Annotated in this window: 24 protein-coding genes; 9 read left to right on the top strand and 15 right to left on the bottom strand. The window is 39.9% G+C overall.

Features of this window, described 5'->3' with window-relative positions; all coding sequences use genetic code 11:
• Positions 1-4 precede the first annotated feature (4 nt).
• The 9 genes from QXS89_05305 to QXS89_05265 all read right to left on the bottom strand — a co-directional run bounded on the left by QXS89_05305 (position 5) and on the right by QXS89_05265 (position 10,639).
• Positions 5-1,228, bottom strand: a complete 1,224-nt coding sequence (locus tag QXS89_05305; protein ID MEM3831594.1) for a glycoside hydrolase family 57 protein — start codon at positions 1,226-1,228, stop codon at positions 5-7.
• Between the two features lie 42 nt (positions 1,229-1,270).
• Positions 1,271-2,539: an NDP-sugar synthase gene (locus QXS89_05300; GenBank protein MEM3831593.1), complete on the bottom strand. Its 1,269-nt coding sequence runs from the start codon at positions 2,537-2,539 to the stop codon at positions 1,271-1,273.
• A 198-nt stretch (positions 2,540-2,737) separates the two neighbouring features.
• On the bottom strand, positions 2,738-5,656 hold the full coding sequence (gene ppdK / locus QXS89_05295; GenBank protein ID MEM3831592.1) for a pyruvate, phosphate dikinase: 2,919 nt from the start codon (positions 5,654-5,656) through the stop codon (positions 2,738-2,740).
• A 121-nt stretch (positions 5,657-5,777) separates the two neighbouring features.
• Complete coding sequence (locus tag QXS89_05290; protein ID MEM3831591.1) at positions 5,778-6,617, bottom strand: methyltransferase domain-containing protein; 840 nt, start codon at positions 6,615-6,617, stop codon at positions 5,778-5,780.
• Between the two features lie 233 nt (positions 6,618-6,850).
• Positions 6,851-8,020 (bottom strand): hypothetical protein, encoded by a 1,170-nt coding sequence (locus QXS89_05285; GenBank protein ID MEM3831590.1) that lies wholly within the window; start codon positions 8,018-8,020, stop codon positions 6,851-6,853.
• A gap of 50 nt (positions 8,021-8,070) precedes the next feature.
• Positions 8,071-8,637, bottom strand: coding sequence for an HD domain-containing protein (locus tag QXS89_05280; protein MEM3831589.1), 567 nt, complete (start codon positions 8,635-8,637; stop codon positions 8,071-8,073).
• 22 nt (positions 8,638-8,659) lie between these two features.
• Positions 8,660-8,929 carry a hypothetical protein gene (locus QXS89_05275; protein ID MEM3831588.1) on the bottom strand — a complete coding sequence of 90 codons (270 nt, stop codon included), beginning with the start codon at positions 8,927-8,929 and terminating at the stop codon, positions 8,660-8,662.
• Between the two features lie 69 nt (positions 8,930-8,998).
• Entirely contained in the window at positions 8,999-9,973 is a 975-nt protein-coding gene (locus QXS89_05270) for an ornithine cyclodeaminase family protein (GenBank protein MEM3831587.1), read from the bottom strand.
• A 90-nt stretch (positions 9,974-10,063) separates the two neighbouring features.
• A complete protein-coding gene (locus QXS89_05265; GenBank protein MEM3831586.1) occupies positions 10,064-10,639 on the bottom strand; it encodes an ECF transporter S component in 576 nt (191 codons plus the stop codon).
• A 63-nt stretch (positions 10,640-10,702) separates the two neighbouring features.
• On the opposite strand from QXS89_05265, the gene QXS89_05260 reads away from it, so the two are divergent.
• The 4 genes from QXS89_05260 (at position 10,703) to cyoE (ending at position 14,877) form a co-directional block, all read left to right on the top strand.
• Complete coding sequence (locus QXS89_05260) at positions 10,703-12,145, top strand: ATP-binding cassette domain-containing protein (GenBank protein MEM3831585.1); 1,443 nt, start codon at positions 10,703-10,705, stop codon at positions 12,143-12,145.
• The gene (locus tag QXS89_05255) at positions 12,142-12,864 is read left to right on the top strand and encodes an energy-coupling factor transporter transmembrane component T (protein ID MEM3831584.1); all 723 of its coding nucleotides are present in this window, start codon (positions 12,142-12,144) and stop codon (positions 12,862-12,864) included. The genes QXS89_05260 and QXS89_05255 overlap by 4 nt, the downstream gene beginning before the upstream one ends.
• A gap of 62 nt (positions 12,865-12,926) precedes the next feature.
• Positions 12,927-13,880 (top strand): glycosyltransferase, encoded by a 954-nt coding sequence (locus tag QXS89_05250; protein MEM3831583.1) that lies wholly within the window; start codon positions 12,927-12,929, stop codon positions 13,878-13,880.
• Between the two features lie 100 nt (positions 13,881-13,980).
• The gene (cyoE, locus tag QXS89_05245; GenBank protein MEM3831582.1) at positions 13,981-14,877 is read left to right on the top strand and encodes a heme o synthase; all 897 of its coding nucleotides are present in this window, start codon (positions 13,981-13,983) and stop codon (positions 14,875-14,877) included.
• A 200-nt stretch (positions 14,878-15,077) separates the two neighbouring features.
• Here cyoE and QXS89_05240 read toward each other — a convergent pair whose 3' ends face one another.
• Complete coding sequence (locus QXS89_05240) at positions 15,078-16,169, bottom strand: DUF354 domain-containing protein (protein ID MEM3831581.1); 1,092 nt, start codon at positions 16,167-16,169, stop codon at positions 15,078-15,080.
• Between the two features lie 65 nt (positions 16,170-16,234).
• Between QXS89_05240 and glmM the strand changes: the two genes are divergently transcribed.
• The 3 genes from glmM (at position 16,235) to QXS89_05225 (ending at position 18,560) form a co-directional block, all read left to right on the top strand.
• Positions 16,235-17,596, top strand: a complete 1,362-nt coding sequence (gene glmM, locus QXS89_05235) for a phosphoglucosamine mutase (GenBank protein ID MEM3831580.1) — start codon at positions 16,235-16,237, stop codon at positions 17,594-17,596.
• Positions 17,593-17,997, top strand: coding sequence for a Trm112 family protein (locus QXS89_05230; GenBank protein MEM3831579.1), 405 nt, complete (start codon positions 17,593-17,595; stop codon positions 17,995-17,997). Before glmM ends, QXS89_05230 begins: the two co-directional genes overlap by 4 nt.
• Before the next feature lie 140 nt (positions 17,998-18,137).
• Complete coding sequence (locus QXS89_05225; protein MEM3831578.1) at positions 18,138-18,560, top strand: DUF2153 family protein; 423 nt, start codon at positions 18,138-18,140, stop codon at positions 18,558-18,560.
• Between the two features lie 142 nt (positions 18,561-18,702).
• Here the strand turns inward: QXS89_05225 and nth are convergent, their stop codons facing one another.
• A complete protein-coding gene (gene nth, locus QXS89_05220) occupies positions 18,703-19,407 on the bottom strand; it encodes an endonuclease III (GenBank protein ID MEM3831577.1) in 705 nt (234 codons plus the stop codon).
• Between the two features lie 49 nt (positions 19,408-19,456).
• On the opposite strand from nth, the gene QXS89_05215 reads away from it, so the two are divergent.
• On the top strand, positions 19,457-20,572 hold the full coding sequence (locus tag QXS89_05215; protein ID MEM3831576.1) for a saccharopine dehydrogenase C-terminal domain-containing protein: 1,116 nt from the start codon (positions 19,457-19,459) through the stop codon (positions 20,570-20,572).
• Here the strand turns inward: QXS89_05215 and QXS89_05210 are convergent.
• The 4 genes from QXS89_05210 to QXS89_05195 all read right to left on the bottom strand — a co-directional run bounded on the left by QXS89_05210 (position 20,569) and on the right by QXS89_05195 (position 23,020).
• Complete coding sequence (locus QXS89_05210) at positions 20,569-21,153, bottom strand: hypothetical protein (GenBank protein ID MEM3831575.1); 585 nt, start codon at positions 21,151-21,153, stop codon at positions 20,569-20,571. The genes QXS89_05215 and QXS89_05210 overlap by 4 nt on opposite strands.
• Positions 21,146-21,826 carry an ABC transporter ATP-binding protein gene (locus QXS89_05205; GenBank protein MEM3831574.1) on the bottom strand — a complete coding sequence of 227 codons (681 nt, stop codon included), beginning with the start codon at positions 21,824-21,826 and terminating at the stop codon, positions 21,146-21,148. The genes QXS89_05210 and QXS89_05205 overlap by 8 nt, the downstream gene beginning before the upstream one ends.
• A gap of 23 nt (positions 21,827-21,849) precedes the next feature.
• Positions 21,850-22,332, bottom strand: coding sequence for a QueT transporter family protein (locus QXS89_05200; protein MEM3831573.1), 483 nt, complete (start codon positions 22,330-22,332; stop codon positions 21,850-21,852).
• 157 nt (positions 22,333-22,489) lie between these two features.
• Entirely contained in the window at positions 22,490-23,020 is a 531-nt protein-coding gene (locus tag QXS89_05195; protein MEM3831572.1) for a metal-dependent transcriptional regulator, read from the bottom strand.
• Positions 23,021-23,095: 75 nt separating this feature from the next.
• Between QXS89_05195 and glmS the strand changes: the two genes are divergently transcribed.
• Positions 23,096-24,922 carry a glutamine--fructose-6-phosphate transaminase (isomerizing) gene (glmS, locus tag QXS89_05190; protein ID MEM3831571.1) on the top strand — a complete coding sequence of 609 codons (1,827 nt, stop codon included), beginning with the start codon at positions 23,096-23,098 and terminating at the stop codon, positions 24,920-24,922.
• Positions 24,923-24,945 lie beyond the last annotated feature (23 nt).

Genomic DNA, 24,945 nt, shown 5'->3' with positions numbered 1-24,945 from the left:
CAGATCAACTAGCTCGCCTACTCTTTCTACGAGTTCTCTTCTCAAACCTCTTTCTTTCAAGAGCCATGGAAAGCACTAGCAGAGCTCTCAAGTAGCTTTCAAAAGCTTTTCTAGGAGACTCATGATACGAGAAATAATCATGAACAGGAAAATCCGATCCAGGTTCATAATACATGTAGTGGTAATGATCTGCTTCTCCCAGGATCCTCCAGATTCTAACAAGTTTTTCATCTCCTAATCTTAGAACGCGAACTCCTATATCTTTATATAGATTGAAAGCTGCCAGCTGAAGATTATTACCCAGCCAAGCTCTAAGATCCTTAGACGTATCAGCCCAGCTAGAGGTCTCACCAGTCTTCACATATCCAGCAGGCTGGAAAAGCTCTATAGCTTGGGAGGGGCTTATGATTCTCACACCTCTTCTACCAAGTTCTAAAGGTAGATACTCTAAAAACTCTAATATCCCACTCTCTTTCGGATGATGTTCTCCGAATGTTTCGAAGTCTAGATATACTACCACGAGATCTCCAGGAGATCTATAGATCCATTCAGCATATTTATCAGCTGTGAGAGGATATTGATCCCATGACCTTAAGTTGAATCTAAAGCTTATATCATCACTCAATCTATAATGTCTAGCAAGAATCTTCAGACCACACTCCCCAGAATAAATATGATTAGGATCCTCTCTGAAGATCCTTTCAGAACCTTCTATAATAGTATATCTAAAACCCTTCTCAGCTATCCAACATCCAATCTCATCCCTATATATAAGCTCTGTATTAACAGCTCCCACAGGTTCTCTTCCTAGCTTCTCCTTTAAAACTTCTCTCGAGAAATCCAGCTGATGTTCAAACTCTTCTCTGCTAAGTTCTGATGCCAGACTATGATAGTAAGGTTCTGCAACGATCTCTAAAAGATCTAATGAGACAAGCTCTCTTATCTTCTCAAGAACCTGAGGATTTGTTTCCTCAAGTTGTTCTATGAGAGTTCCTGATATGCTCATGCCTATAGAGTATCTCCATCCATATCTTTCGGAGGCTTCTAAAAGACTTTTCTTGATAACATCTAGTGCTGGACTATAGCATTTCTCAACAACTCTATTTATTATCAGTCTATCAAGCTCTCTATCAATTAGCTCATCGGGATCCTCTATAGATAGATCTATTTCACTCTTAATTCTATAAGGCTGGTGAGCTTCAAACATCATCACGAGATTTAAAACCAAATCTACCACCTTTAAGTCTTTAGCTGAGTATTTGATTACAGATTATTTAAAGCTTATATTCTCCATACTTATCATGGGATCTAACTCTCTATGAGGCCATATCTTGCTTTTAATAATTCTGCTGTTATCTCCTATCTTAACATCATCTCCTATGACAGAACCCTCTATGAAGACGTTACTACCTATCTTAACATGCCTGCCTATAATGCTATTTATGATATGACTCCCTCTACCAATATATGATCTATCCATGATAACAGATCCTTCTATAACAGCTCCATCACTTATAATAGTATAGTTATCTATGACAGCATCTCTGACCGCAACCCAGTCTCCTATCGAGACATGTCTCCCTATAAGTATGTCTCCCTCTAATTTGATCCTCTTCTCCTCAGCTTTCCTTATAATCTCTCTATGTAGAGATTTAGACCTGCTACTCTTCCCCTGAAATCTAACTCCATTCCATACTTCTGTGACCTCGAGTTCTTCTAGAGAGAGAACTTTTAGAAGGAAGTACACGGCTTCTAGATATCTCTTAGGATTACCTATGTCAAACCAGTATGAGACTTTGCTATAGCCATAAACTCTTGCTCCGCTTGCTATTAGTAGAGGTATTATATCTCTGCCGAAATCCATTAAACCCTTAGATCTCATATCCATAATCCTTGGAGATGATATGAATGATCTGAACTCCTCCGAGAGCAGGTAGATCCCTGTGTTAACAAGCTTGCTAGGGATCTCTTCAGGTTTCTGAGGCTTCTCCACGAAGCCTCTGATCCTTCCATCATCCTCTATCATAGCAACTCCAAACTCTTTCAAATCCTCTACTTTCTCGATCTCTTTCAAAGCTATTGTCATAAAAGATTCTCTATCCACATGATATCTCCACAGATCCACAAGTTCTAAGTCGAAAACCGTATCACCCTGAACAACTAGAACAGGCGATCTTATGTCATAGTACTCGAGAACTATTCTAACAGAATCAGCATTGCCAACACTCTCTTCAAGAGGCTGATATCTCACTCTAAAAGACTGAGGCATGTTATACTTTCCAGCTACTCTATAACCCTCCCCTAGATAATCATATACAGTCCTGTAATTCACGTAACCACTCACACCAAGATAAATCTCTCTAACACCCTGAGAGGCGAGCTTGTATATTATAAACTCTATAAGAGGTCTATTCAAAAACCTTATCATAGCTTTAGAAGTTTCAACAGTCAGAGGATAAAGTCTAGTACCAAGACCTCCTAGAGGAATAATAGCATATCTGATCATAACAATAAACACTCCATATATAGTATTACACATAAATTAATATGACACACCTTACACACCTTTAATAAGAGAATACTCAGCTCAGATCCTTTTCACAGTATCCACTAATTGAAATCAGAAGAAATCCTTCTCCATTAGATTATACTATGATCTGGATTCTGATAAATCCAAGAATTGATTCTTGAAAACATGAGAGAAGCAGGTTTTGATTAATGAAAAAAGGAAGAGCCGTTACTCTCCTACCAGCTTTTTAACCTCAGCTCCTTTAGAGTACTTGAGAGTTGCCTGAGCAGCGGCTAGTCTTGCCACAGCTACTCTATAAGGCGATGCACTCACATAATCTAATCCTGCTCTGAAGAAGAATTCTATAGATGACGGATCTCCTCCATGCTCTCCGCACACACCTACCTCAAGATTAGGATTAGCATTCTTACCTTCTCTAGTTCCTATCTCGACAAGTCTTCCTACTCCATCTACGTCTATTGATTCAAACGGATTTATCTTCAGGATCTCTAGATCCAGATATTGAGGCAGGAACTTGTTCTCGGCATCATCTCTACTGAAGCTAAATGTTGCTTGAGTGAGATCATTTGTTCCGAAACTGAAGAAGTCAACCTCTCTCGCTATCTCTCCAGCTGTTAGAGCAGCTCTCACAGTCTCGATCATTGTCCCTATCTTCACAGGGATCTTAACTCCATATTCTCTCTCAACATCTTCTAGAGCTGGTATTATGGCTTTCTGCTTCACATATCTTATCTCGTTAACATGAGCAACCTGAGGTATCATTATCTCTAGATGAGGTTTATAGCCTTCTTTAATAAGCTCCGCAGTAGCCTCTAACATGGCTCTTGCTAGGTAGTAGTATATCTCTGGATACGTGACTCCTACTCTAACACCTCTATGCCCTAGCATTGGATTATGCTCTTTAAGTACTGTAACCCTTCTATAGAGATTCTCAAGCTCTCTTATCTTATTCTCTAGATTCTTAACATCTCCACCTCTGCTACCAGCTTCTCTGAGCTCTTCTCTGGTCTCGTAGATCTGTTTTAAAATCTCTTCAGGTGATGGTAGAAATTCGTGAAGCGGAGGATCAATGAGTCTTATAACTACAGGCAGTCCATCCATTATTCTCAGCATCTCCTTGAAATCACCTTTAATCATCCCAGCCAGTTCTCTCATATACCTCTCCCTCTCCTCCCTAGTCTCGGAGAGTATCACCTTTCTAAGAACTTCAAGTCTTTCAGGTTTTCTGAACATCCTCTCGATTCTGAGAAGACCTATACCCTCAGCACCGAACTTCCTAGCTATCTCAGCATCTTCAGGAACATCAGCGTTAGCTCTCACACCAAGCCTTCTAATCTCATCAGCCCATCTAAGTAGTGTCTCAAGTTCTCCTCTAACCTCTGGAAGAATAGTAGGAACCTGACCTAGATATACATAGCCCGTACTACCATCGATGGTAATCCAATCACCTTCTCTAACAATAACATCTCCTATTCTGAAGATCTTCTTATCATAATCTATTAGTATAGCCTCAGCACCAACGACAGCAGGCTTCCCTATACCTCTTGCAACCACAGCAGCATGAGATGTCATTCCACCTCTTGAGGTTAGAATTCCTACAGCAGCATAGAATCCATGAACATCATCTGGCTTAGTCTCAACCCTGACAAGAATAACCTTCTTACCTTCTCTAGCCTGCTGAACAGCATCATCAGGATCGAATACAACCTGACCACTCACAGCTCCTGGAGATGCTGCAAGTCCTTTTGCTATGGGAGTAGCTTTAACCTTAGGATCTATGGTTGGATAGAGTAGTTTCTGAACTGTTTCAGGAGGTACCTTCAGTATAGCTTCCTCCTTACTTATGATACCCTCTCTAGCCATCTCAACAGCTGTTCTCACTCTCGCTAGAGGTGTCATCTTAGCAGCTCTATTCTGTAAAAAGTATAATCTGCCATTCTCTATCGTGAACTCTATATCCATCACATCTTTGTTTAAAGCCTCAAGCTTCTTACCAGCTTGTATTAGTTTCTCATAGTTCTCAGGCATCAACCTCTTAAGCTCCTCAAGATCGTATGGAACTCTAATACCTGCTACAACATCCTCTCCCTGAGCATTCGGTAGAAACTCTCCATATGGCTTGTTCTCTCCAGTGGCAACATCTCTTGTGAAGTAAACTCCCGTACCCGAGTTCCACCCAGTATTTCCGAATACCATTGCCACAACATTAACAGCCGTACAATCAGCCATATCCGGTGTGATCTTGTTAGCTATTCTATAGAAGATAGCTCTTGGATTCATCCAGGATCTGAATACAGCTCTTATAGCTAGCTCCAGCTGTTTATACGGATCCTCTGGAAAATCTCCCCAGTTATTTCTGATGATCTTCTTATACTCTTCAACAAGTTTCTTGAGATATTCAACAGATCTAGCCCATAGATTTGGAGCCACATCTCTAGGAGGCTGAGCATCTAGTCTAAGACTGTACTTCGGATAGTGGATTTTGATCTCGTCGAGCTCTTCTTTAAATCTCGTCTCAGCATCTCTCTTGAACTCCTCCTCAACACTTTTATAAGCTTCATCAAATAGCTTCTCATTAATCCCGAGAACTATTCTCCCGAACATCTGAAGAAATCTTCTGTAAGAATCATAGGCAAACCACTCATTATTAGTAGCTCTAGCTAGAGCTACTACAGTTCTATCGTTAAGTCCTAGATTGAGTACTGTATCCATCATACCTGGCATTGAAAGAGCTGCTCCTGATCTTACTGATACCAGTAGAGGCATTCCATTTTCATCTCCAAACTTCTTTCCAGATTCTCTCTCAACATATCTCATATATTCTAGAACCTGATCCATAAGACCTTTAGGCAGATCTAGAGAATCTATGATACTCCATATTCTCCTTATAATCTCATCTCTTACGGCTGGCGGCGGATTCTTCTCAAGTTCTTTAACTAACGCATCTATCTCATCTCTCTTACTCGCATAAAACTCTCTACATGCCTCGGTAGTTATAGTGAATCCAGGAGGTACTGGAAGTCCTATTTGAGTCATCTGAGCCAGCGAAGATCCCTTGCCTCCTAAAAGCTTCTTATCTCTCCAATCACCCTCGTTAAAGGAATACACATACTTCTTAAAGCTCAACTATTAAATCCCCCTCTCTATACTTCATTGTAGAGGGATTTAAAATCACTTCTCGAAAAACTATTGAGAATAATGATCTGGTTTTAGGGTTTTATAATTTAAATCAACACTCTCAGATCTGCTATCTCTTAATAGCATTACACCTGAATATACTTAGATCCGGCGAGTACTCTCTGACACTGAAGCATTCGATAACATCGATCTCTAGCTCTGAAAGTCTTTTTCTGAGAATGCTCTCATCTTCGGAGAGAGTGTATATGAAGGCTCTCCCTCCTCTCTTAAGAAGTCTCATGCCTGCATCCACATATTTGAGAACCTCTGTAGGGTTATCAAGTATTATCACATCGAAGAAATCTTCTCTCAAGCCTTTCATGATTGTAAGAGCTTCTCCACATATAGGATCTACAACACCTTTAAGCTTGTTCATTCCAATAGATCTCTTTAAAGCCTCCATAGCATGAGAATTCAGATCTACAGCTACCACATATGCGTTCTTCAATCTAGCTATGTTCAGCGAGAAGCCTCCATATCCTGAGAATAGATCTAGAACCGAGCTTCCCTCATCAATTATACCGGCAATTCTAAGCCTCTCAGTAGCCATTCTAGGATTAACAAACATCTTCTTAACATCCACATAGAATCTAACACCATTCTCAGTATACACAGTCTCAGAAATATCTACACCACCTATATGAATAAGCTCGTGAATTCTGAAAACACCTGAAACCCTTCTCCTGGCATAGACACTTCTAACATTCCTATGGATCTTCATTATAGCCTCTGACACCTGAGGTCCGTAAGGTATGAGATCCTCGGGAAGCTTTATGAGAGCTATATCACCTACCAAGTCAAAACTTCTGGGAAGTCTGCTCACAATATCATCAGGTAAGACACCTCTCAAAAGATCTCTATAGGTCTTGCCATGCTTAGAGCCGTCAGATCCTATCTCTTGCATTCTCATTTCTACCATTCACTATTAGATAAAGACTAGACCTTCATATTCTCTCCCCCTCTTATAACCGATAACTATGTTCTATAGCGGGAGAAAGGATCTATCATAGTAGAACTCTTGTATACGCGGAAAACTTTGCTATAAGTAGGTTTAGAACAGCGTGAATCTATAATTTTATCAGTTTAGGAGGAGAAGATTCGCGAGAGATTAATCTGAGATCGCGTAGAAAAACTTCTGGAGATCTAGCGGAGAATCAATAGTGTGAGAAGGAATAAAGCTCCTGAGATCAGCATTATGACCTCGTAGCTCAGCCCTCCTACATAAAGCCATAAAAGCAGATCTCCTGCCAACCCTCCTATTTCTAGGACTGCTATGAAGATCCCCGATCCAAATCCATGGGATAGAGTATTGTATATGCTCAGAGCAGTTGTCACGTAGAGATTATTAGAGATACTGATCAGCGCAAATCCCACTCCTAGAAGTACTATACCCGCTATACTGGGTGTAAGTCCTATGGAGAGGAATACAATTCCTAATGCTATTATTCTCATAAGACCTGAGGAGAGAAGATTTGCATCATGATTCTTTAATAGAATTAATGAGATCCCTCCTAGCAACCCTATTATAACATATATGAGAAGCAATTCCCTGAGATCCATGAATCTCTTCATCACAGCAGGTATAGGAAGCATTAGAATCTCTATAGCTATGCTGGAGAGTAGTGCTGACAGAAGACATCTAGCGGTCGAATATCTTCCGAATACTGCGGAGAAAGACTTATAGTCTAGCCAGATACTGCTATTGCCTAGAGTCACTGTTGTGAATCTTGTTGCATGATTTATTGTATCAAGTGTAGACACTATAGAGCTATATCTTCTCTCAAAACCTCTGAACTCGTGTGATAATGGGAAGAGTAGTGCTAGTGTAATGTAGAAGGGTAGTAGATATATAGAGTAGATGATGTTTAAACCTGCTAGGATTAAGATGGATAATACTCCTGCATAAGCGAATCTTTGGAAGATCTGAGATTCAAATATCTTGCTAGACCACTCTTCATAGTAGTAAGATTCATTTATCGAGATATTATTCGAAACTCTTCCCATAGCAGTTGCTATCGAGTGCATCATGTAGCCTGCTACAATATAATATAAGTAGCGGGAGTATTCAAATAGAATCACTACTGATATGAGAAATGCTAGTGATGATACCACCGAGATCAGTGTTATAGAACCTCTGACTCCTAGTTTATCTGCTATTAGAGAGAATATCACGTAGATCAGGCTCCATAGCATGCCTATCAAACCAAGCATTCTAGGATCTGCTCCCAGCTCGAGTACTAGAATCAGAATAAATACAAGGTCTAGAACCGATAGAAGAGCTAGATAGATGCTTCTAACAGTTAACGCTGTCATTGAAACCCTTTAGAGAAGGCTTTAAAGAATAGTGCTTAAATTATTTTTCCTTAGATCTGTGCTTCTATTGTGGAAATGTATCTCTCAATAGAATCAATACATCTCGAGTTCTCTTTACAAAGCTTAATACCCAGATCTCTGATTTCGATTCTCGCATTATCTATGATATCATCTGTTCTATACCCAAGCCTTCTATATCTCGTAGCCTGTACATATGTTGATATTTTATCACAGAGTTTAGATAGAAGAGCTTCTCTGCTTCTCATATCACTATATCTCTTCCAGAGATCTTTCAATATATCATTCTGGATCTCTTCCATAACAAGATCTTCAAGTTTCTTCTTCATATCTCCTATATGCCTGGAGACATATCTATTGAGATCTCCTATAACTCCCTCAGGTATGTCATGGATCAATGCTATGAGAGTTGCATTTTTAATCTCTTCAAGAGAGAGAAAATCTTCTTTTAAAAGATGCTCACCGAGATCCAGGCATACTATAGCACTCTCAAGAGTATGAGCCGCGATAGTCTCGGCATCAGATGCTGAAATACCTCTCTGAACCCATCCTAATCTAGGTGTGTTCTTAACAGATTCAATGATTCTGAAGAGATTCAATTAAAAACACCCTTGAGTAAGATTAAGGAGATATTATGAGAGGATCCATGAAGTCCACTGGGAGAGGTTTCCCAGCCTTTGTTATGGAATCATACTTCTTCTCTAGAAACTCTATGAAGACAGGACAAGCATCAAACCTTCCATCTCTATCACACTTACCTCCCAGTCTCAGGAAACAAGCGTTTGTTTTCTTATCGTAGTAAGGACATATCTTATGATATCTCTTAGCACTCTTCATCATCTTATCAACCCATCTCTTCTTAGGATCTGCATGAGTGATACCCGAGCTCATAGAGACCACCTCATAATCCTAGATGTTGACATCACATGAGTATATATATGTCTTTTCAGGCTTTAAAATTTAAAAGAATCTATCTCTCCAAAAACCTTTAAAATCAACCTCTCTTCCCAAACCATTCTCCAAAGCTTTCTCGTAAACGATTCTCGCAACAGCTATATCCCACAGAGCTACTCCATGAGATTTAAATATCGTCACCTCCTCATCGCTCTGTCTTCTCACTCTACCTGAGACTACCTCCCACAGTTCGTGAATATTCTCCCAGGTTATGTAGGCTTGTTTAACTGCTTCTATTAGATCTCCTGATTCTCTCTTAGCCTGTTCTATAGAGTCTGTCACAATAAGCCTGGATCTTAGGAATAGATCTGGGTATGCCTCAGATCTTGAAGGATGATTAGAACCTACTAGATTTACATGAGCTCCCTTCTTAACCCACTCAGCTTTTAGAAAAGGATTTCTAGAGTTAGTAGCTGTCGATATTACATCACTCTCTCGAGAAACACTCTCTATAGAATCAGATCTGAAAGCTTTCAAACCCTTCTCTCTAAGTGCTCTAACCATGTTCTCAGCATTAGAAGCATCTTGAGATACCACTAGAATTCTATCAAAATCTCTCACCCGAGATATAGCGAGAGCTTGAGTATATGCTTGTCTGCCGGAGCCTATTACACCAAGTACCGATGAATCTGCTCTGGCAAGATATTTAGTAGCTATGGCACTCGCAGCACCTGTTCTAATTCTCCCTAGTATATCTCCTTCTATTACCGCTAGGAGCTCTCCTCTACTTATGGAGAATAGAAGTACTACGAATACTGTTCTCTCACGTGTTGAGAGATAGGTTTTAAGACCTGCCACATCTAAAGGCTCTAATGATGAGGCCATCACATGAAGTACTGAGCTCTTCATGTAAATCCTAGATCTTGGAATAATCTGAGCTTCACCACTTGATTGAAGTAGAAGAGCTCTTTCTATACTATCTATAGCATCTTTAAAGCTCAGAACTTTGACAACATCTTCTTCACCTAAGATAAGAACCATGAAACCACCATTAAATACTCTGGAAAAAACTAAAAAAGTCGAAAAAGATCTATAGCTAGCCATATTGAGAGAAGACCTTCAATAACCATATTATCTCTTGTAGATGCTTGACACAGCTATATAGGCTATGAAGCCGTATAATCCTCCGCTCGTTACGGCTGACAGCAACCATAGGATCATCACACTCGGAGGAGCTATCTCGCCGAATAAAATCGCATCTAGCATCACAGCTGGGATCCCTGCCAGAGCACCAGCTAGAACAGCATTCACAGCCCCCCATCTTCTGTAGCCGAATATCATGTATGCTATTTCAGAGAAGAAACCTTGAGCAACTCCATATATTAGATTTGTGAATCCTCCTACTGTTGGTATCAATGTTTCTACTAATGCTCCAAGTGTTTCTCCTAAGAATGCGGAGAAAGGTTTTCTGATCAGTGTTGCAGCTAGTGGAGCTCCTATAAACCAGAGTCCGTAGGAGATGATCCTGGCTACTATAGGTCCTCCAATGATTTTTCCAAACTCGTATACAAACCATGTTGCATAGAATATAATCCCTGCAACAACGGCTACAAGACCTAGAAGAGAGTAGTCTACCGAGGTATATCTCATGTTCAACTGTTTAGACCTGTTTTTCATGTTCATCACATTGTTAAGACCTTTAGACATTTATAAGCCAGCTATAGGAAGCTTATAGACTATCTATCATAATATGCTTAAAAGGTGTTGGCAATGATAAGATTCAATATCTTAAGAGCTGGATATAGGTCTAAGGAGGTTTTGAAAGAAGTTGAAGGCTGGATTAGAGATGGTGAGACCATCCTGATTATAGGGAGATCTGGTTCTGGCAAGACAACCCTGATGCTCTCACTAACAGGAGTTCTCAAAAATCTTCTAGGAGGATTCACAGAAGGTTTGATAGATTTAGGAGGATTAGATCCTTTAAATTATGAGGATTATAGAGAAGTTCCTAGAAGAATAGGACTAGCGCTTCAAGACCCTGATAAACAGATTTCAATGCCCACCGCATGGGATGAACTTTCATTCACCTTAGAAAATCTAGGATTCAGCTCTGATGAGATTGAGAGCAGAGTTGGTAATATGCTTAGGAGGCTTAGCTTGTATGAGAAAGCTTTTGAAGAGATCGAGAATCTATCGAGCGGTGAGAAGAGAAGGATTACATTTGCATCAGCTTTAATACATGACCCGGAGATCGTGATATTAGATGAACCAACAGCCTCGGTAGATCCTTGGGGAGTGAAAGAGGTTAGATTGTTTGCAGAAGAATTCAGAAGATCTGGTAGAACCACGATAATTATAGAACACAAACCCGAATACTTCATGAATATAGCAGATAAAATCCTTATCATGGATAGAGGAAGAATCATCAGCTCAATATCATCGGAGGAGCTAGATAGAGAACTCTCTAGATATCTAGAACCCGAGAGGGAGATGGAGGAGTTCAGATCCTGTAATAAAGATTCTGCTACGAGAAAGAATGAGAAAATACTCGAAGTTAGAAATCTTTCTATAGGCTATAGAGATAAAGTACTTCTAGAAGACATAGATCTAGAGTTCTACAGGGGAGAGATCATAGCTTTGATAGGTCCGAACGGGTCTGGTAAGACGACACTTATGAAAACAATAATCGGATGGCTTAAGCCTTTGGAAGGCTCTATATATCTAGAAAGTAGAATAGCTGAGAGAAAAGATCTTCTTAGAAGTATTTTTTACACGCCGCAACAGCCTGATTATCTTTTCATCTCTAATAGCGTTGAGAAAGAGCTTTCAGCTATCAGAAGAACTCCTATGAGATCTGATGAAAATTATCTCAGAATATTTCCTTGGTATGAGGAATTTTATAGAGAGAGTCCTTTTAAGCTTAGTCATGGGCAGAGAAAAGCTCTCTCACTTCTTATAAGCTTCCTATATGATAGAGAGATCCTTCTTCTAGATGAGCCTACTGCAGGCATTGATCCGGATCTCTATAGGAGACTTAGAGATCTTCTCTTGAATCTTAGAAGAGAAGGGAGGTTGGTAATCATATCAACTCATGATTATAGGATTATAAGAGATCTAGCGGATAGAGTTTTACTCATAAATCCTCTTCAAAGGAAGATAGAGGAGATAGACTGCTTCAAAGCTTTAGAACTTTTGAGAGGAGCTGGAAAATGATTTTGAGAAGACCTCTCTCGACAACACTTTTTATATACGCTCTCGCAGTGTCTCTTCTAGCATTTGTAGTAAGAGATCTAAGGGAAATGCTTCTACCAGGTTTTCTTAACATGCTCATAGGTTTTATACCTGGTTTTAGAAAGTTCAGGCTTATAATACTTCTCTTCTTCTTAGGCATGATAGGGCTCTCTCTAAACTCTCTTCTAGTAGCTAATACAGGAAGAATCATAATAGATCTAAGTCCTCTAATTGTGATCAGGGAAAATGCTTTGAATGCTATAGCATCTATAAGCCTGAGGTTGGGAATGATCTCTGGAGCAACTCTCTTCTTCCTCTCGCTAGCAGATCCGAGGAGTGTTATAAAAGATCTCGAGAGAGATCTGAGACTTCCTAAAGGGATTGTATTCTCAGTATTCTATGCTCTCAGACTCTACCAGCTGATGAAAAAAGATCTAGATGAGATCTCGCTTTCAAGAGTTGAGAGAGGTTTTAGAAGAACTCCTATACTACCCAGAGATACTCTCTCATTGATCATACCATTATTAAGTGTAGGCATAGAGAGAGCTTTATGGGCTGGCATATCTGCAGAAGTTAGAGGATTATCCCTGAGAAAACCCAGGTATAAATCTGCTAAGCTCACCTACACAGATTATATGATCTACTTGATTCTACTACTTCAAATAGCTTATATCATCATGCAAGCCTACCCGCATACCTAGAGATTCTAATCCTCTAAATCTTCAATTATTATCCTCCTGTGGAGAATATCCACGGGGTTGAAATGAGGATCGGTATTTCCGCGAGCGGTGGAGGTCACACGGGTTATGCTGTATCCTTAGCTCAGAGGCTTGCAGGAAGATCTGAGCTCATATTCTATATTCCTACAGGAGATAGATGGAGTAGAAGTAAGGTTGAGAGATATGGAGAAGTTGTTGAGATCAGAAAAGCTAGAGGTCCTAACGAGAGTTTTATAAAGCTTGCTGTAAATATTCCTCGAGCTTTTATAGAGAGTATTAGAAAACTTGGTGATATAGATGTTTTTATAAGTTCAGGTTCTAACCATAGCGTTCCCATAGCTATAGCTAGTAAGATTCATAGGATTCCCGTGATCAACATAGAAAGCTCTGTTAGATTCACTAAGCCAAGCTCCTCAGCTAAGTATCTCTCTTATATATCAGATATAACAGTCCTCCAATGGGAGGAGCAGAAGAGGATACTCCCGAGAGGAACCTTCTTCGGCCCTCTATATGAGAAGCCTGAGCACGAGATCAGGGATGAGGGTTTTATAGTGGTTACTGCAGGAACATATGGGTTTAAAGATCTTTTCGATGCGATTATGAAAACCAAATTAGAGAATGTAGTTCTGCAAACAGGCAGAGTAGATCCCAGCATATATAGAAGTAGAAGAGATTGGATAGTCTTTGATTTCGATCCTGATATAAATAAGTGGATAGCGAAAGCTTCAATAGTAGTATCTCATCTTGGGAAGACAGTGATCGATGCAGCTCTAACCTATAGAAAACCTGTTATAATAATCCCTAACCCTGGCTGGAGACTTACCGCAGGTGCTGAAGATGCTAGAATACTCGCAGAGAAACTTGGAGTATGCTATGAGGATAGAATCGAATCAGAGATCCTTGTTGAGAGAATTGAAGAATGCAGAAAAAAGATCCCTAGAGAGTTTCCAGATGGAGCAGCCAAGCTGGCTGACGAGATAATAAGAAGATATAAGTGAATTTGAAGATAGCATTGAAGATAGAACTTATATCTCTTCTCATTTGAAGACATAGAACTTATAATAGCTTCATTAGCAGTTTAATCTGAGGTAGTCACATATGATGGAATCAAGCTCTATAGCGAGACATGAAAAGAATTACATATACATAATCTATGATCTCTTCAAACTCAAGCAATCATCTCTTCTAATTTTCGTCGGAGTATTAGGATACCTCATAGCTGCGGTATACAATTTAAATCTACCTACTCTTCTTCTCATAATACTATCTCTCTTTCTCACAGTAGGAGGCACCACAGGATTCAACATGGTTCTGGACGCGGATATAGATGCTATAATGATGAGAACTCGAAATAGGGTTATACCCTCTAATATGATTAGCAAGAGAGAAGCTTCGGTTATATCAGGAGTAGCTCTAGTAGCAGGTCTTTTAATCGCCTGGATAATATCACCATGGTTCTTCATAGCAGGAGTTCTAGGCTTCCTCATCGATATAGGAGTGTACACGCTTATCATGAAAAGAAAGAGCTGGCTTAGTGTTGTTTTAGGAGGTTTTGCAGGTGGCATGCCTGCTTTCGGAGGATATCTAGCATATGCTAATTATCCTGATATAAACTCTATAGGGCTTCTCCTCATAGTAGCTCTATGGAGTTCTCCCCATATATGGTATATAAGCTCCTACTATATAGAGGATTACATAAGAGCGGGAATACCTACGCTACCTGTTGTAAAAGGTTTTAAAACATCTGTAAAAGCTTCTATGCTCATGATCTCTCTAATCCTCGGAGTTGTAATAGTAATGTTTGTAGCAAACGGCTTCAGACTCTGGATCACACTTATAACATCTATTATAATGACATCACTTCTCCTAAGAATCATGAGCTCACACCTGAGAGAAGCTGATAAGAAGTCTATTAGAAAAACATTTAAATTTCTAAGTCCTTATCTAGCCATATTATTTATAGCATTATACCTAGACAGACTTCTAGGATTCTAGAGGTTTAATTCCTATACACATCTATATACACATGATCTTGCGAGAGATAGAGTTTGCTAGCAATATATAGATCTTGTTATATGAAACACGAGAACAATAGGTTTCGGAATACCTCTGAAGACTTATAATGTTGGAGAACAAGATAAAATATTATCGGAGCAGAACCTTCTCATTAGAATTAGTTAGCATATGTGAGCTTCCTATAATCCCATTCTCTCTCTAATTCTCTTCAGGATATCATGGATCCTGGGGAGAGGAGATTTCATATCTTTTAAAGCTTCTCTAACATCTACTCTCATCGCGTCGGGATCTCTTGATATAAGATCTATGAATCTCAGGATCTCTTCAGGTTCTGAGATATATCTGAGAGGTAGATTAAGCTTCTCAACACATCTATCCACATCCATGCGTAGGGGGAAGGTTGTGATCCCGGGAACCCCTTGTAGAGCTGCTTCTCTAGCCATGGTGCCTCCTCCTGTTAAAACAGCGGCAGAATACCTGATCAGAGCTGGTCCTATAGCTTGTCTGGGTTCTGGTATCACGATTAAACCTCTAGAGATCTGATCTCTGAGATTTCTCTCGAAGAATTCTCTCTGATCCTTGTATCTGGGTAGTATAACAGCTTTAAAACCTCTGGATAAGATCTTCTCACATATTTTAAGCCAGAGATCTTTCTTAGAACCCCATTCATAGTATGAGGCTTTAAACTCCTCAGGTCTTAGAACAATATAATTCCTCTCCTCAAGATCTAGATTTTCTATGAAGTTCTTTGAAAATGCTTCGGAAAGTTCTTCAAACCAGCTTAGCTCATCAAAACCTTTGTAAGGTTCTAAACTTAATCCTGGATGGAGGTGTTCTTTCCAAGATTCTATAGGAATGCACTCTGAGAAGACTAGATAAGATGCCAGGGGAAGACTTAGCCTATGAGGATGTCTCGCGTGAGGACTGTCTGAGAGAACTATAAGATCTCTGCCGATCCCGTATAATACTCTAGCTTCTACAGGGTTCGGATATGAAACTCCTCCTAGAACTCTCTCTCTGAATTCTGAGAGGATTTGAGCAGATCTGGAGATTCTCTCGCCTTCATAGAAAAGCTTTTCATAGAGATCCTCTCCATAGCCTCCGAAGAGAATTACATTAATCCTCAGAGCCTCTGAAAGACCTTTTATAGCATCGTAATCTCTCGCTGTTAGTAGAAGTTCTATACCGTATCTCTCTAGAAATCTTCTAAGAGATTCTCCTATAAGAAGCTGTTTAGGTGTGAGAGCGTCAAACCATACTAAAGGCTTCAATATGTTAAACACCTACACCAAATCCTGTTTTTAAAAGAAGAACTATAAAATATTGTGGATGCTCTATGAAGAGATTGTTCGGAACTGATGGAGTGAGAGGTGTATTTAACGCTGAAATGGATCCTTTCATGGCTATGAGACTTGCAATGGCTATAGGAAGCTATCTGAAGAAAGGATCCAGAGTTCTAATAGGAAGAGATGGTAGAGCGGGTTCAGAAACAATATACCTAGCAGCTGCAGCAGGTCTCATCGCCTCAGGTGTTAAGGTTTATGGAACAGGTATAACACCTACACCAGCTCTACAGATTAATGTGAGAGATAGAGGTTATGATGCTGGTGTGATGGTTACAGCAAGTCATAATCCTCCAGAATATGTGGGTATGAAACTTGTTATGAGCGATGGTGTCGAAGCTCCTAGAGAAGTTGAAGAGGAGATTGAGAAGATATTCTATGAAATGAGCTTCAGAAAAATACCCTGGACCGAGGTTCAGTATAGCATGGCTAGAGATGACTATGTCAACGAGTACTATGTGGAGAAAGTAGTAGAACTCGTGGATAGAGACAGGATCCGCTCTATGAATTATAAGGTTGTAGTGGATCCTGCCAATAGTTCTGGGCTTGCTACAACTCCAGAAATACTTAGAAGACTCGGCGTCAAGGTTTTCACAATTAATGCAGACCCCTCTCCAATTCCTTGGAGACTTTATGAGCCTACCCCAGACACTATAACGGATCTGAGGAGTGTCACTAGAGAGTTGAAAGCAGATCTAGGTGTAGCCTTCGATGGTGATGCTGATAGAGCTATGTTTGTAGATAGATTTGGAGAGGCTTACTGGGGCGATAGAGATGCTATCCTACTCTCGAAGCATATACTTCTTAATAGAAGGAGTAAGATGCCTAAGAGGGTTGTGACAGCTGTTTCCTCATCTATGCTTGTAGAAGATCTTCTCAAACCATATGGAGTTGAAGTAGTATGGACAAGAGTAGGATCTGTAGTTATTGCTAGAGAACTTCTCAGACTGGGAGGAGGCTTGTGCGGATTTGAAGAGAACACAGGATTCATATATCCAGAGCATCAGTATGTTAGAGATGGAGGAGCTAAAACAGCTCTAATGCTAGAGTACATGGCTTTTGAGAAAAGAGGATTAGACGAGCTTATGTCAGAGCTTCCCAAGACATATGTTATAAAAACCAAGTCTCCGACAAATCCTGCTAAGACCGAGAAGGTGGTTGAAGAGCTTAAGAGAATGTACTCCGGGGAGAGACAGATAACGGTTGACGGAGTCAAGGTTATAGGAAGAGACTACTGGTTTCTAGTGAGAGCTTCAGGTACAGAACCCGTGCTAAGGATAATGATCGAGGCTCTGTCGAGAGAGACTGCTGAGAGAATACTAGGCGAGATAAAATCCGTGGTGGATAGATTATGAAGTACAGACTTCTAGACCTTCTAGCATGTCCTATGTGTAAGAACTTTCCCTTAAAGCTTATAGTATTCAGCAGAAATACTTACAAGAGAGATTTCAAAGGTAGAAAACCTCTCTGCGAGCTCTGGTGCTCGTTTACCTCTAGAGAGATTAAGGAATTCAAAAAAGAAGGTGTAGAACCTCCCTGCGAAGAGTGCTTCAGATATGAGGTTGCCGAGGGAATTCTAATATGTAGCAAATGTGGTAGATGGTATCCTATCATAGGTGAGATACCTAGAATGCTTCCAGATGAGTATAGGAAGAAGAAAGATGATATAGAGTTTCTAAAGAAATATAAGGATCAGATCCCCGAGGAAGTGGTATTAAGAGGACTTCCATATAATCTCTCAAGCGAGCAGAGTTAGATGGTTCTCGTATAGGATCGGAGAAGAGATCCTGATCTCAATCTTCTACCTTTCTCAGAACTATTTATAAAAGTCTTTTACAGAGATTTCATATGAGCTTTTAAGAGTTCTAATCACAGTATAATACTGAGGCACTGCGTATGGCTCAAATGTTACTAGCTAACCTAGATGAATGGGTTAAGATGCAGAAGAGAACACTAGATGCATTCAAACAATTAAATGAGGAGATCGCAGCAGGAGGAGACAGACTTCAGATAGTACTCGCAACAAGAGCTGTATTCCAGCACATGATAAGAACTCTAAGAGCATTCGATCAATGGCTTCAGGATCCTGTCATACTCTCAAGTCTTGACAAGCCGAGTCTGGAGCAGGTTTGGAAGGCTACCTATGATATAGCTGTGAAGCTTATAGAACTAGACATAACGCATACCTCAAGCTTTAGAGAGCTGGCAGCTGGAATGCTTAAAGAGGGTAAGATAACACCTCTGATGTCTCTAAGACTGGGTTCTGTCTCCTCCGAGGAAGGAGAGAAAGAGAGAAGAACACCTATAGTCACCATGTAAAACTATTTCTCAGATAAACCTCGATTCCTTACTTCTATACGGTTAAGACTGTCTCTAGAGTTCTTGAATTCTATTATTTTTGAAAAACAGATCTTTAGATAAGAAGTTGAAATCATCATGAGATCCTTTCTCGTCGAGAAAGCTATTTATACGAATACGGTGAGCTAGGGCATATACTCTTTAGAAAGCACTCACTACATAAAGGCTTTCTCGCTCTACAATATCTTCTACCAAGTGCTATGAGTAGTTGGTGTGCCTTCTCCGCGTTATCTGACCCGAAATATTCTCTGAGAGCTTTTGAAGCTTCATCATAGTTTCTTCTCTTCACAAGCCCCCATCTCAGTGCTATTCTCATGGCATGGGTATCTACTGCGAAGTATGGTGCTCTTCTTGCTACCGATAGAAATACATCTACTGTTTTCTTTCCTACTCCTTTGATCTCGAGAAGCTTCATTCGAATCTTCTCAGGATCTTCTCTTGCTAGAAATTCTTCACCACCTAGATCTCTTATTACCTCCGCTGATCTTTTGATGGCTTCAGCCTTCTGCTTCCAAAGACCTGCAGGTTTTATAAGCTCTTCTATTTCTTCTAAGCTGGCTCTAAGTATATCCTCGATCTTAACTCCGATTCTCTCTCTCAACAGCATGTACGCCTTGATAGAGTTTCTATCATTAGTGTTCTGACTGAGTATAACTCCTACTAGTATGGGGAATAGACTGCCATCGCTAAATCTCTTAGCTACTAGTGCTGTGTACTGCTTCCAGTCTATCATAAGGTTTTCAGAGAGTATCCTCAGAATCTCAGAGCCACTAACACGATCTGCTATTGAACTCGTAGGAGTTTTCATACTTCTAATCTGTTAAAGTTTTAGAAGGAGTTATATAAGAGGGTTTCTTATGAAAGCCCTGGGATTGGCAGGTCTTGGGAGAGTTGGGCTAAGAAGTTTGAAGATTCTAACGAGATACATGAGAGGATTAGAATTAATAGTATTCGATAGAGATCCCAGCAGATTAGAGCTTCTCAGAGATTTTGAGAATACAAGATTTATACCTGTTAAAGACGTGAACGAGATAGCAAGACACCTCAGTGAAATAGATCTTTTAATGATAGCTCTTCCATCTAGAGAAGCTTATAAGCTGCTGAGATCTGCTGCCTCAAGATGTGTTGATATCATAGATGTATCATATCAACAATCAGATCCATATGATCTCGAGAGAACATTCTTAGATTGTGGCAGGATCTATATACCTGATGCAGGATATGCTCCTGGTTATAGTAATCTGCTGGCAGGATATGCTCAGAATATTGTGGAGAGTCTAGAGTCTCTGGAGATATATGTTGGAGGAATACCATCTAGAAATATACCTCCTATAGGGTACACTATAACCTGGAGTGCCGAGGATCTTTTGGAGGAGTATATGAGACCTGCAAAAATAGTTAGAGATGGAAGTATTATAGAGGTAGATCCTCTAGAGCAGATAGGATTCATAGAGATAGAGGGTTTAGGAAGTCTCGAGTGGTTCTATAGTGATGGACTTCATACAATGCTCAGAAATATAAAAGCTAGAAACATGTTCGAAGCAACATTAAGATGGCCGGGTCATATAGAGACCTTCAGAATATTAAAGAATCTCGGCTTTCTAGATAGGGAGAGAATCAGTATAGGAGGTGAGGAGATAGAGATCTATAGGATCACCGCAGAGATTCTAGAGAGAAGATTAAGAATCAATGCAGAAGATATAGCGATACTTCTCGTGAGAGCAAGAGGCTCTCGAGGATTATATGAAGAGTTTATCATGATGCGTGGAAAACCTGAAGATCCTGCAACAACGAGATTTACAAGTATAGTATTCGCGTCGACAACTCTCCTAGTAGCTAGAGAGAGGAGCAGGTTTAGAAGTGGTGTTCATCCTCTTGAGGATCTCTATACCTATAAAGATTATTTCGAGAGAATGCTTTTAGAGAACCAGCCTGAAAAAGATTTAATTAGCATAGTGAAGAGAAGGATCTAGTGTTCAAAACCTCGAGCTTTCAAAGAATCTCTTAGAAGCTCTTCTCTAATCAAAGCCACCTCTAGAGACTGGTAGAGGAGAGGTGTGTATCTATGGATCCTGAAGATTCCTAGTTCTAAGCCTCTCACTCTATATGAATCTATTATCTCTATCAGATCTCTTAGAAAACTTCTTAGAAGAGAGTATGAGAGGGTGAAGATATTCATACCAAATACATCTCTCAGATGAGATGGTGGTGTGGTGAGATAGAATAGTAGTATAGTAGTGAGAGTAGCATAGCTGTAGAGGAGGTTAAAGTACACCATAGATGAGATAGTGCCTGAGATCATGTCTACTAATATTATTATAAGTGAAAGCATAGCCCATGAGAAGGATGCCGTAGCAAGAGTTCTATATGCTCTGATCATTATTATTAGAAGAGAATTAGCTACTATAACTAGAATTTCTAGAGGAATGAATCTAAGCATGTACAATGATATAGAGATTATCAGATACAGAATCTTAATAGAAAGAAGTTTTCTACTATGAAGAAGGCTTCTCCTCAGATGACTCCCTAGAATCTCATCAGCAACTCTACTCACCGCATATCATCCTCCTAGACATAACACCAGAACTCTCTAAGATCTTATCTTCAATATGCTCTGCATCTCCAAAATACTTTAGCTCTCCTCTCTCAAGTAGCATTATCTTATCCGGCTCAATCAATCTTATGTATCCTGTGTTAACAGATGATATTATGATGATCTTTCTCCGTCTTTTTTCTCTTATTAAATCTATCAGATCTATCACGCCCTTCATATCAAGATAGTCGAAAGGCTCGTCAAGAAGCCATATAGGCTGATCCATTATAAGTATGCTTGCAATAGAAACTCTCTTAGCTTCACCACCGCTCAAAGTAAAAGGGTCTCTGTTGAAGAGCTGTGGATCTACAAGTCTTTCTATGATCTCTTTATCATAGTTCTTTTCATTTAGAATCCTGGTTATCAGGATTATCTCGTCATAGACTCTAGGCTCTATAAAGCCGTAGTAGGGATTCTGCCATACGAAGCCTATGAGTCTTGCTATCTCTTTTCTCTTCATACTTCTTATATCTCTCTCATTGATTCTCAGAGATCCTCTGAAACTCTCTATTAATCCTGCAAGTGTTTTCAGAAGTGTTGTTTTACCAGATCCATTGGATCCTATTAGCATTATAAGACCTTCTTCAGTTCTAAAGCTGATACCTCTGAGAATATCACTACCCCCGAGAGTCACCCATAGATCTCTTGATTCTATTATTATCTCTGTCTACCCCTTCTAATAATTAATAATCCAAGCGAAAAACCTAGAACACCTTGACTAATACAGCTTCCAATCAGAACACCGAGAAATGCTATCTCAAGAGGAACTTGATATATTATGTGGAGAAGCACGTATCCTATCATAAAAGCTGTTATAATAATCTCTTCTAAAACCACTATCACCATCCCCCAGAGAGATGGGTATAAAATCCTTCCGAGAACCCATGCTATTAGAGAGTATATGAGGTTTGTTAGAGTTCCTAAGATCATGTCGTAAAAGCCGTAGGGAGAGATCATGTTAGCTATCAGAGTACCTAGAGTAAGACCTATAACCGCGTTGAAACCGTACCAGGGTATGTACGGTAGAATACTAAGAGCATCAGAGATCCTCACCTGAACAGGACCATAGCTTATAGGCTGAAGAACCAGAGTAAGTCCTGCATATAGCACTGTTACAATACCTGCTCTAACAAGATCCACCTTAGATTTAGAGCTTAAGCAAGACCACCTCTGACCTGCCTGAGAGACTTTCTAAGAAGTTATCTAGTATAATCCCTTAAATAATCTTCATATCTGAAAACCTAGATCTTCTAAAGAGCGGAGATGAGATCAAATATCTTTGGAAGTATTCTTATCTCTAGTATTTCCACTGATCCAAACCTCCACCAGATGCCTCAGGGTTTATCCCACTAGTTTTTAGAGTTTTTCCGCTGTTCGAGGATTTTAGTATTTCGGTAAATTTATCTAGTAGAGTAGGATTTCTTGAGAACTCTTCAATCATGAAGTCGTAGAGTTTTGAGAGTCTCTCTACAGTTTCTCTGTGAAGATAGTGCTCTATAGAACATGCATCTATTTCAGCTATTTCTTCTGGTAGCTTGAGTATGTTCATAAGAAACTTCTTAAGAACACTATGCTTATCATAGATCTTCTTAGCAATTCTCTCTCCTCTTTTAGTGAGCATTATAATAGGTCTTCTCTCAGATCTCTTTCTATATATTATAAGCTTCATTCTGGAGAGTTTTTCCAGTTGCTCGACTACTGAAGAAGGTTTGACATTGAGATCCTTGCTTATACTAGTCACAGTAATCTTAGCACCAGCCAGCTTAAGCCTGTATATTGCCTCTAGATAATCCTCGAATCCTTTCCCGTATCTTGTGTTTCTTCTCATATAAAACACCTTAGCATAATCTGAGGAACCCTATATATTTACCCCCTCCTCATTTAAATTATAGAGGTTCTTAGAGTGTGCGGGATCATAGGCGTTACTCTGGCTAGACAAGGAGTTCTAGGTAGAGGACTTGGCGAGATCATAGGAGAGATTCTTAAAAGACTAGAGTATAGAGGATATGACTCTGTAGGATACGCTCTCATAACCTCGAAAGGAGATCTTATTGTTAGAAAAGCTAAGGGGAAGATAGATGAGCTCTACGAAAAACTTGAGTTCAGCAAGCATGATGGTATCTGCGGATTCGGTCATACTAGATGGGCTACCCATGGTCCTCCCTCTGATAAGAATGCACATCCACATAGTGATTGCGATGGTTGCATACTTGTCGTGCATAACGGTGTTATCCAGAACTATCAGGAGTTGAGAGAGATCCTATCTGAGGAAGGGCATGAGATTAGAAGTGATACAGATACAGAGCTAATAGCACATCTTATCGAGAAACACTATAAAGAAACAGGAGACATGTTAGAAGCTCTCAGAAGAACTGTATCAAATCTTAAAGGTGCTTACGCATTTTTATCTATAAACTGCCGGGATAAGAGAATATATTTCGCGAAAAATCTCTCTCCTCTGATAATAGGCTTAGGCAGCGAGTTTAATATGATCGCAAGCGATATACCCGCGGTTCTAGGGTATACTAGCAGAGTTATTGTTCTCAGAGATGGAGAGCTAGGCTATATATCTCCTGAAGAAGTTTACATCGAGGATTTCTATGGAAGGTCTCAGAATATCTCAGAGAGAATCAGATATGTGGAATGGCAGCCTGAGATGATTAGTAGAGGAGGTTTCAGACATTTCATGTTAAAAGAAATATTCGAGCAACCCACGGCTATTCTCCAGACTCTGGCGGGTTTAAAAGATCAGATTCCAAAGATCATGAGAATCCTCAGAGAGTCTAATAGGATCTTCATAACAGGAGCTGGATCCTCGTACCACGCAGGACTTGTGCTAGACTATGCTCTGAAACTTTATCTCGGCATCTCCTCAACAGCTTTCATAGCGAGTGAGATAGCTCTCTACGAGAAAGTCTTCAAAGAAGAAGATCTGTTAATAGCTATAAGTCAGAGTGGCGAGACTATAGACACTTTATCGGCTGTGAGAATAGCAAAAGAAAGAGGTGCAAAGGTTCTCGCCATATCTAATGTTATCGAGAGTGCTATACCTAGAGAATCTGATTATGTACTATACACCAGAGCAGGACCAGAGATCGGTGTAGGAGCTACGAAGACTTTCACAACACAAGTTGCATCACTATTATATCTTGTTGGAGAAATCGCGAGAGGAATGGGGCTAGGTATTGGAGAGCTTTTAATCAGAGAGATTCTTTCATCGCCTGAGTATATTGAGAAGAGTCTTGGAGAGATCGATAGAATGGCTGAGAAGCTTGCGGAGATTCTAGAGAGTAAGACCAGCTCCTACGTGCTTGGAAGAGATGCTTCTATGCCAGTATCAATGGAGGGTGCTCTTAAGCTTAAAGAGATAGCCTATATTCATGCGGAGGCTTATCCTGCTGGAGAGAGTAAGCATGGTCCTATAGCCTTGGTCGAGAAAGATTTTCCAGTATTCTTCACAGTATTCGGCTTCCGAGATCATGATCCTATAATAAGTAATGTTGAAGAAATGAAAGCTAGAAATGCCATGATCATAAGCATCCAGCCTAGAGACTATGACAGGCTATCAAAACTCTCAGACTTCACATTTCCAATGCCTAGAATGAGAACAATTGCAGCATCAATACCATACGTGATACCGTACCAGCTTACAGCATATCATCTCGCAGTTAGAAGAGGTTTCGATCCTGACAAACCTAGAAATCTTGCTAAAACAGTTACCGTAGAATAGATCATATCTTGCTCAAAGCTTAT

It is taken from the genome of Sulfolobales archaeon (genome assembly GCA_038881635.1).
In the GTDB taxonomy this organism is placed as follows: Archaea; Thermoproteota; Thermoprotei_A; order Sulfolobales; family AG1; genus WYEN01.
Note: the sequence above shows the minus strand (reverse complement) of the source record. Positions and strands in the feature narration are given on the sequence as shown.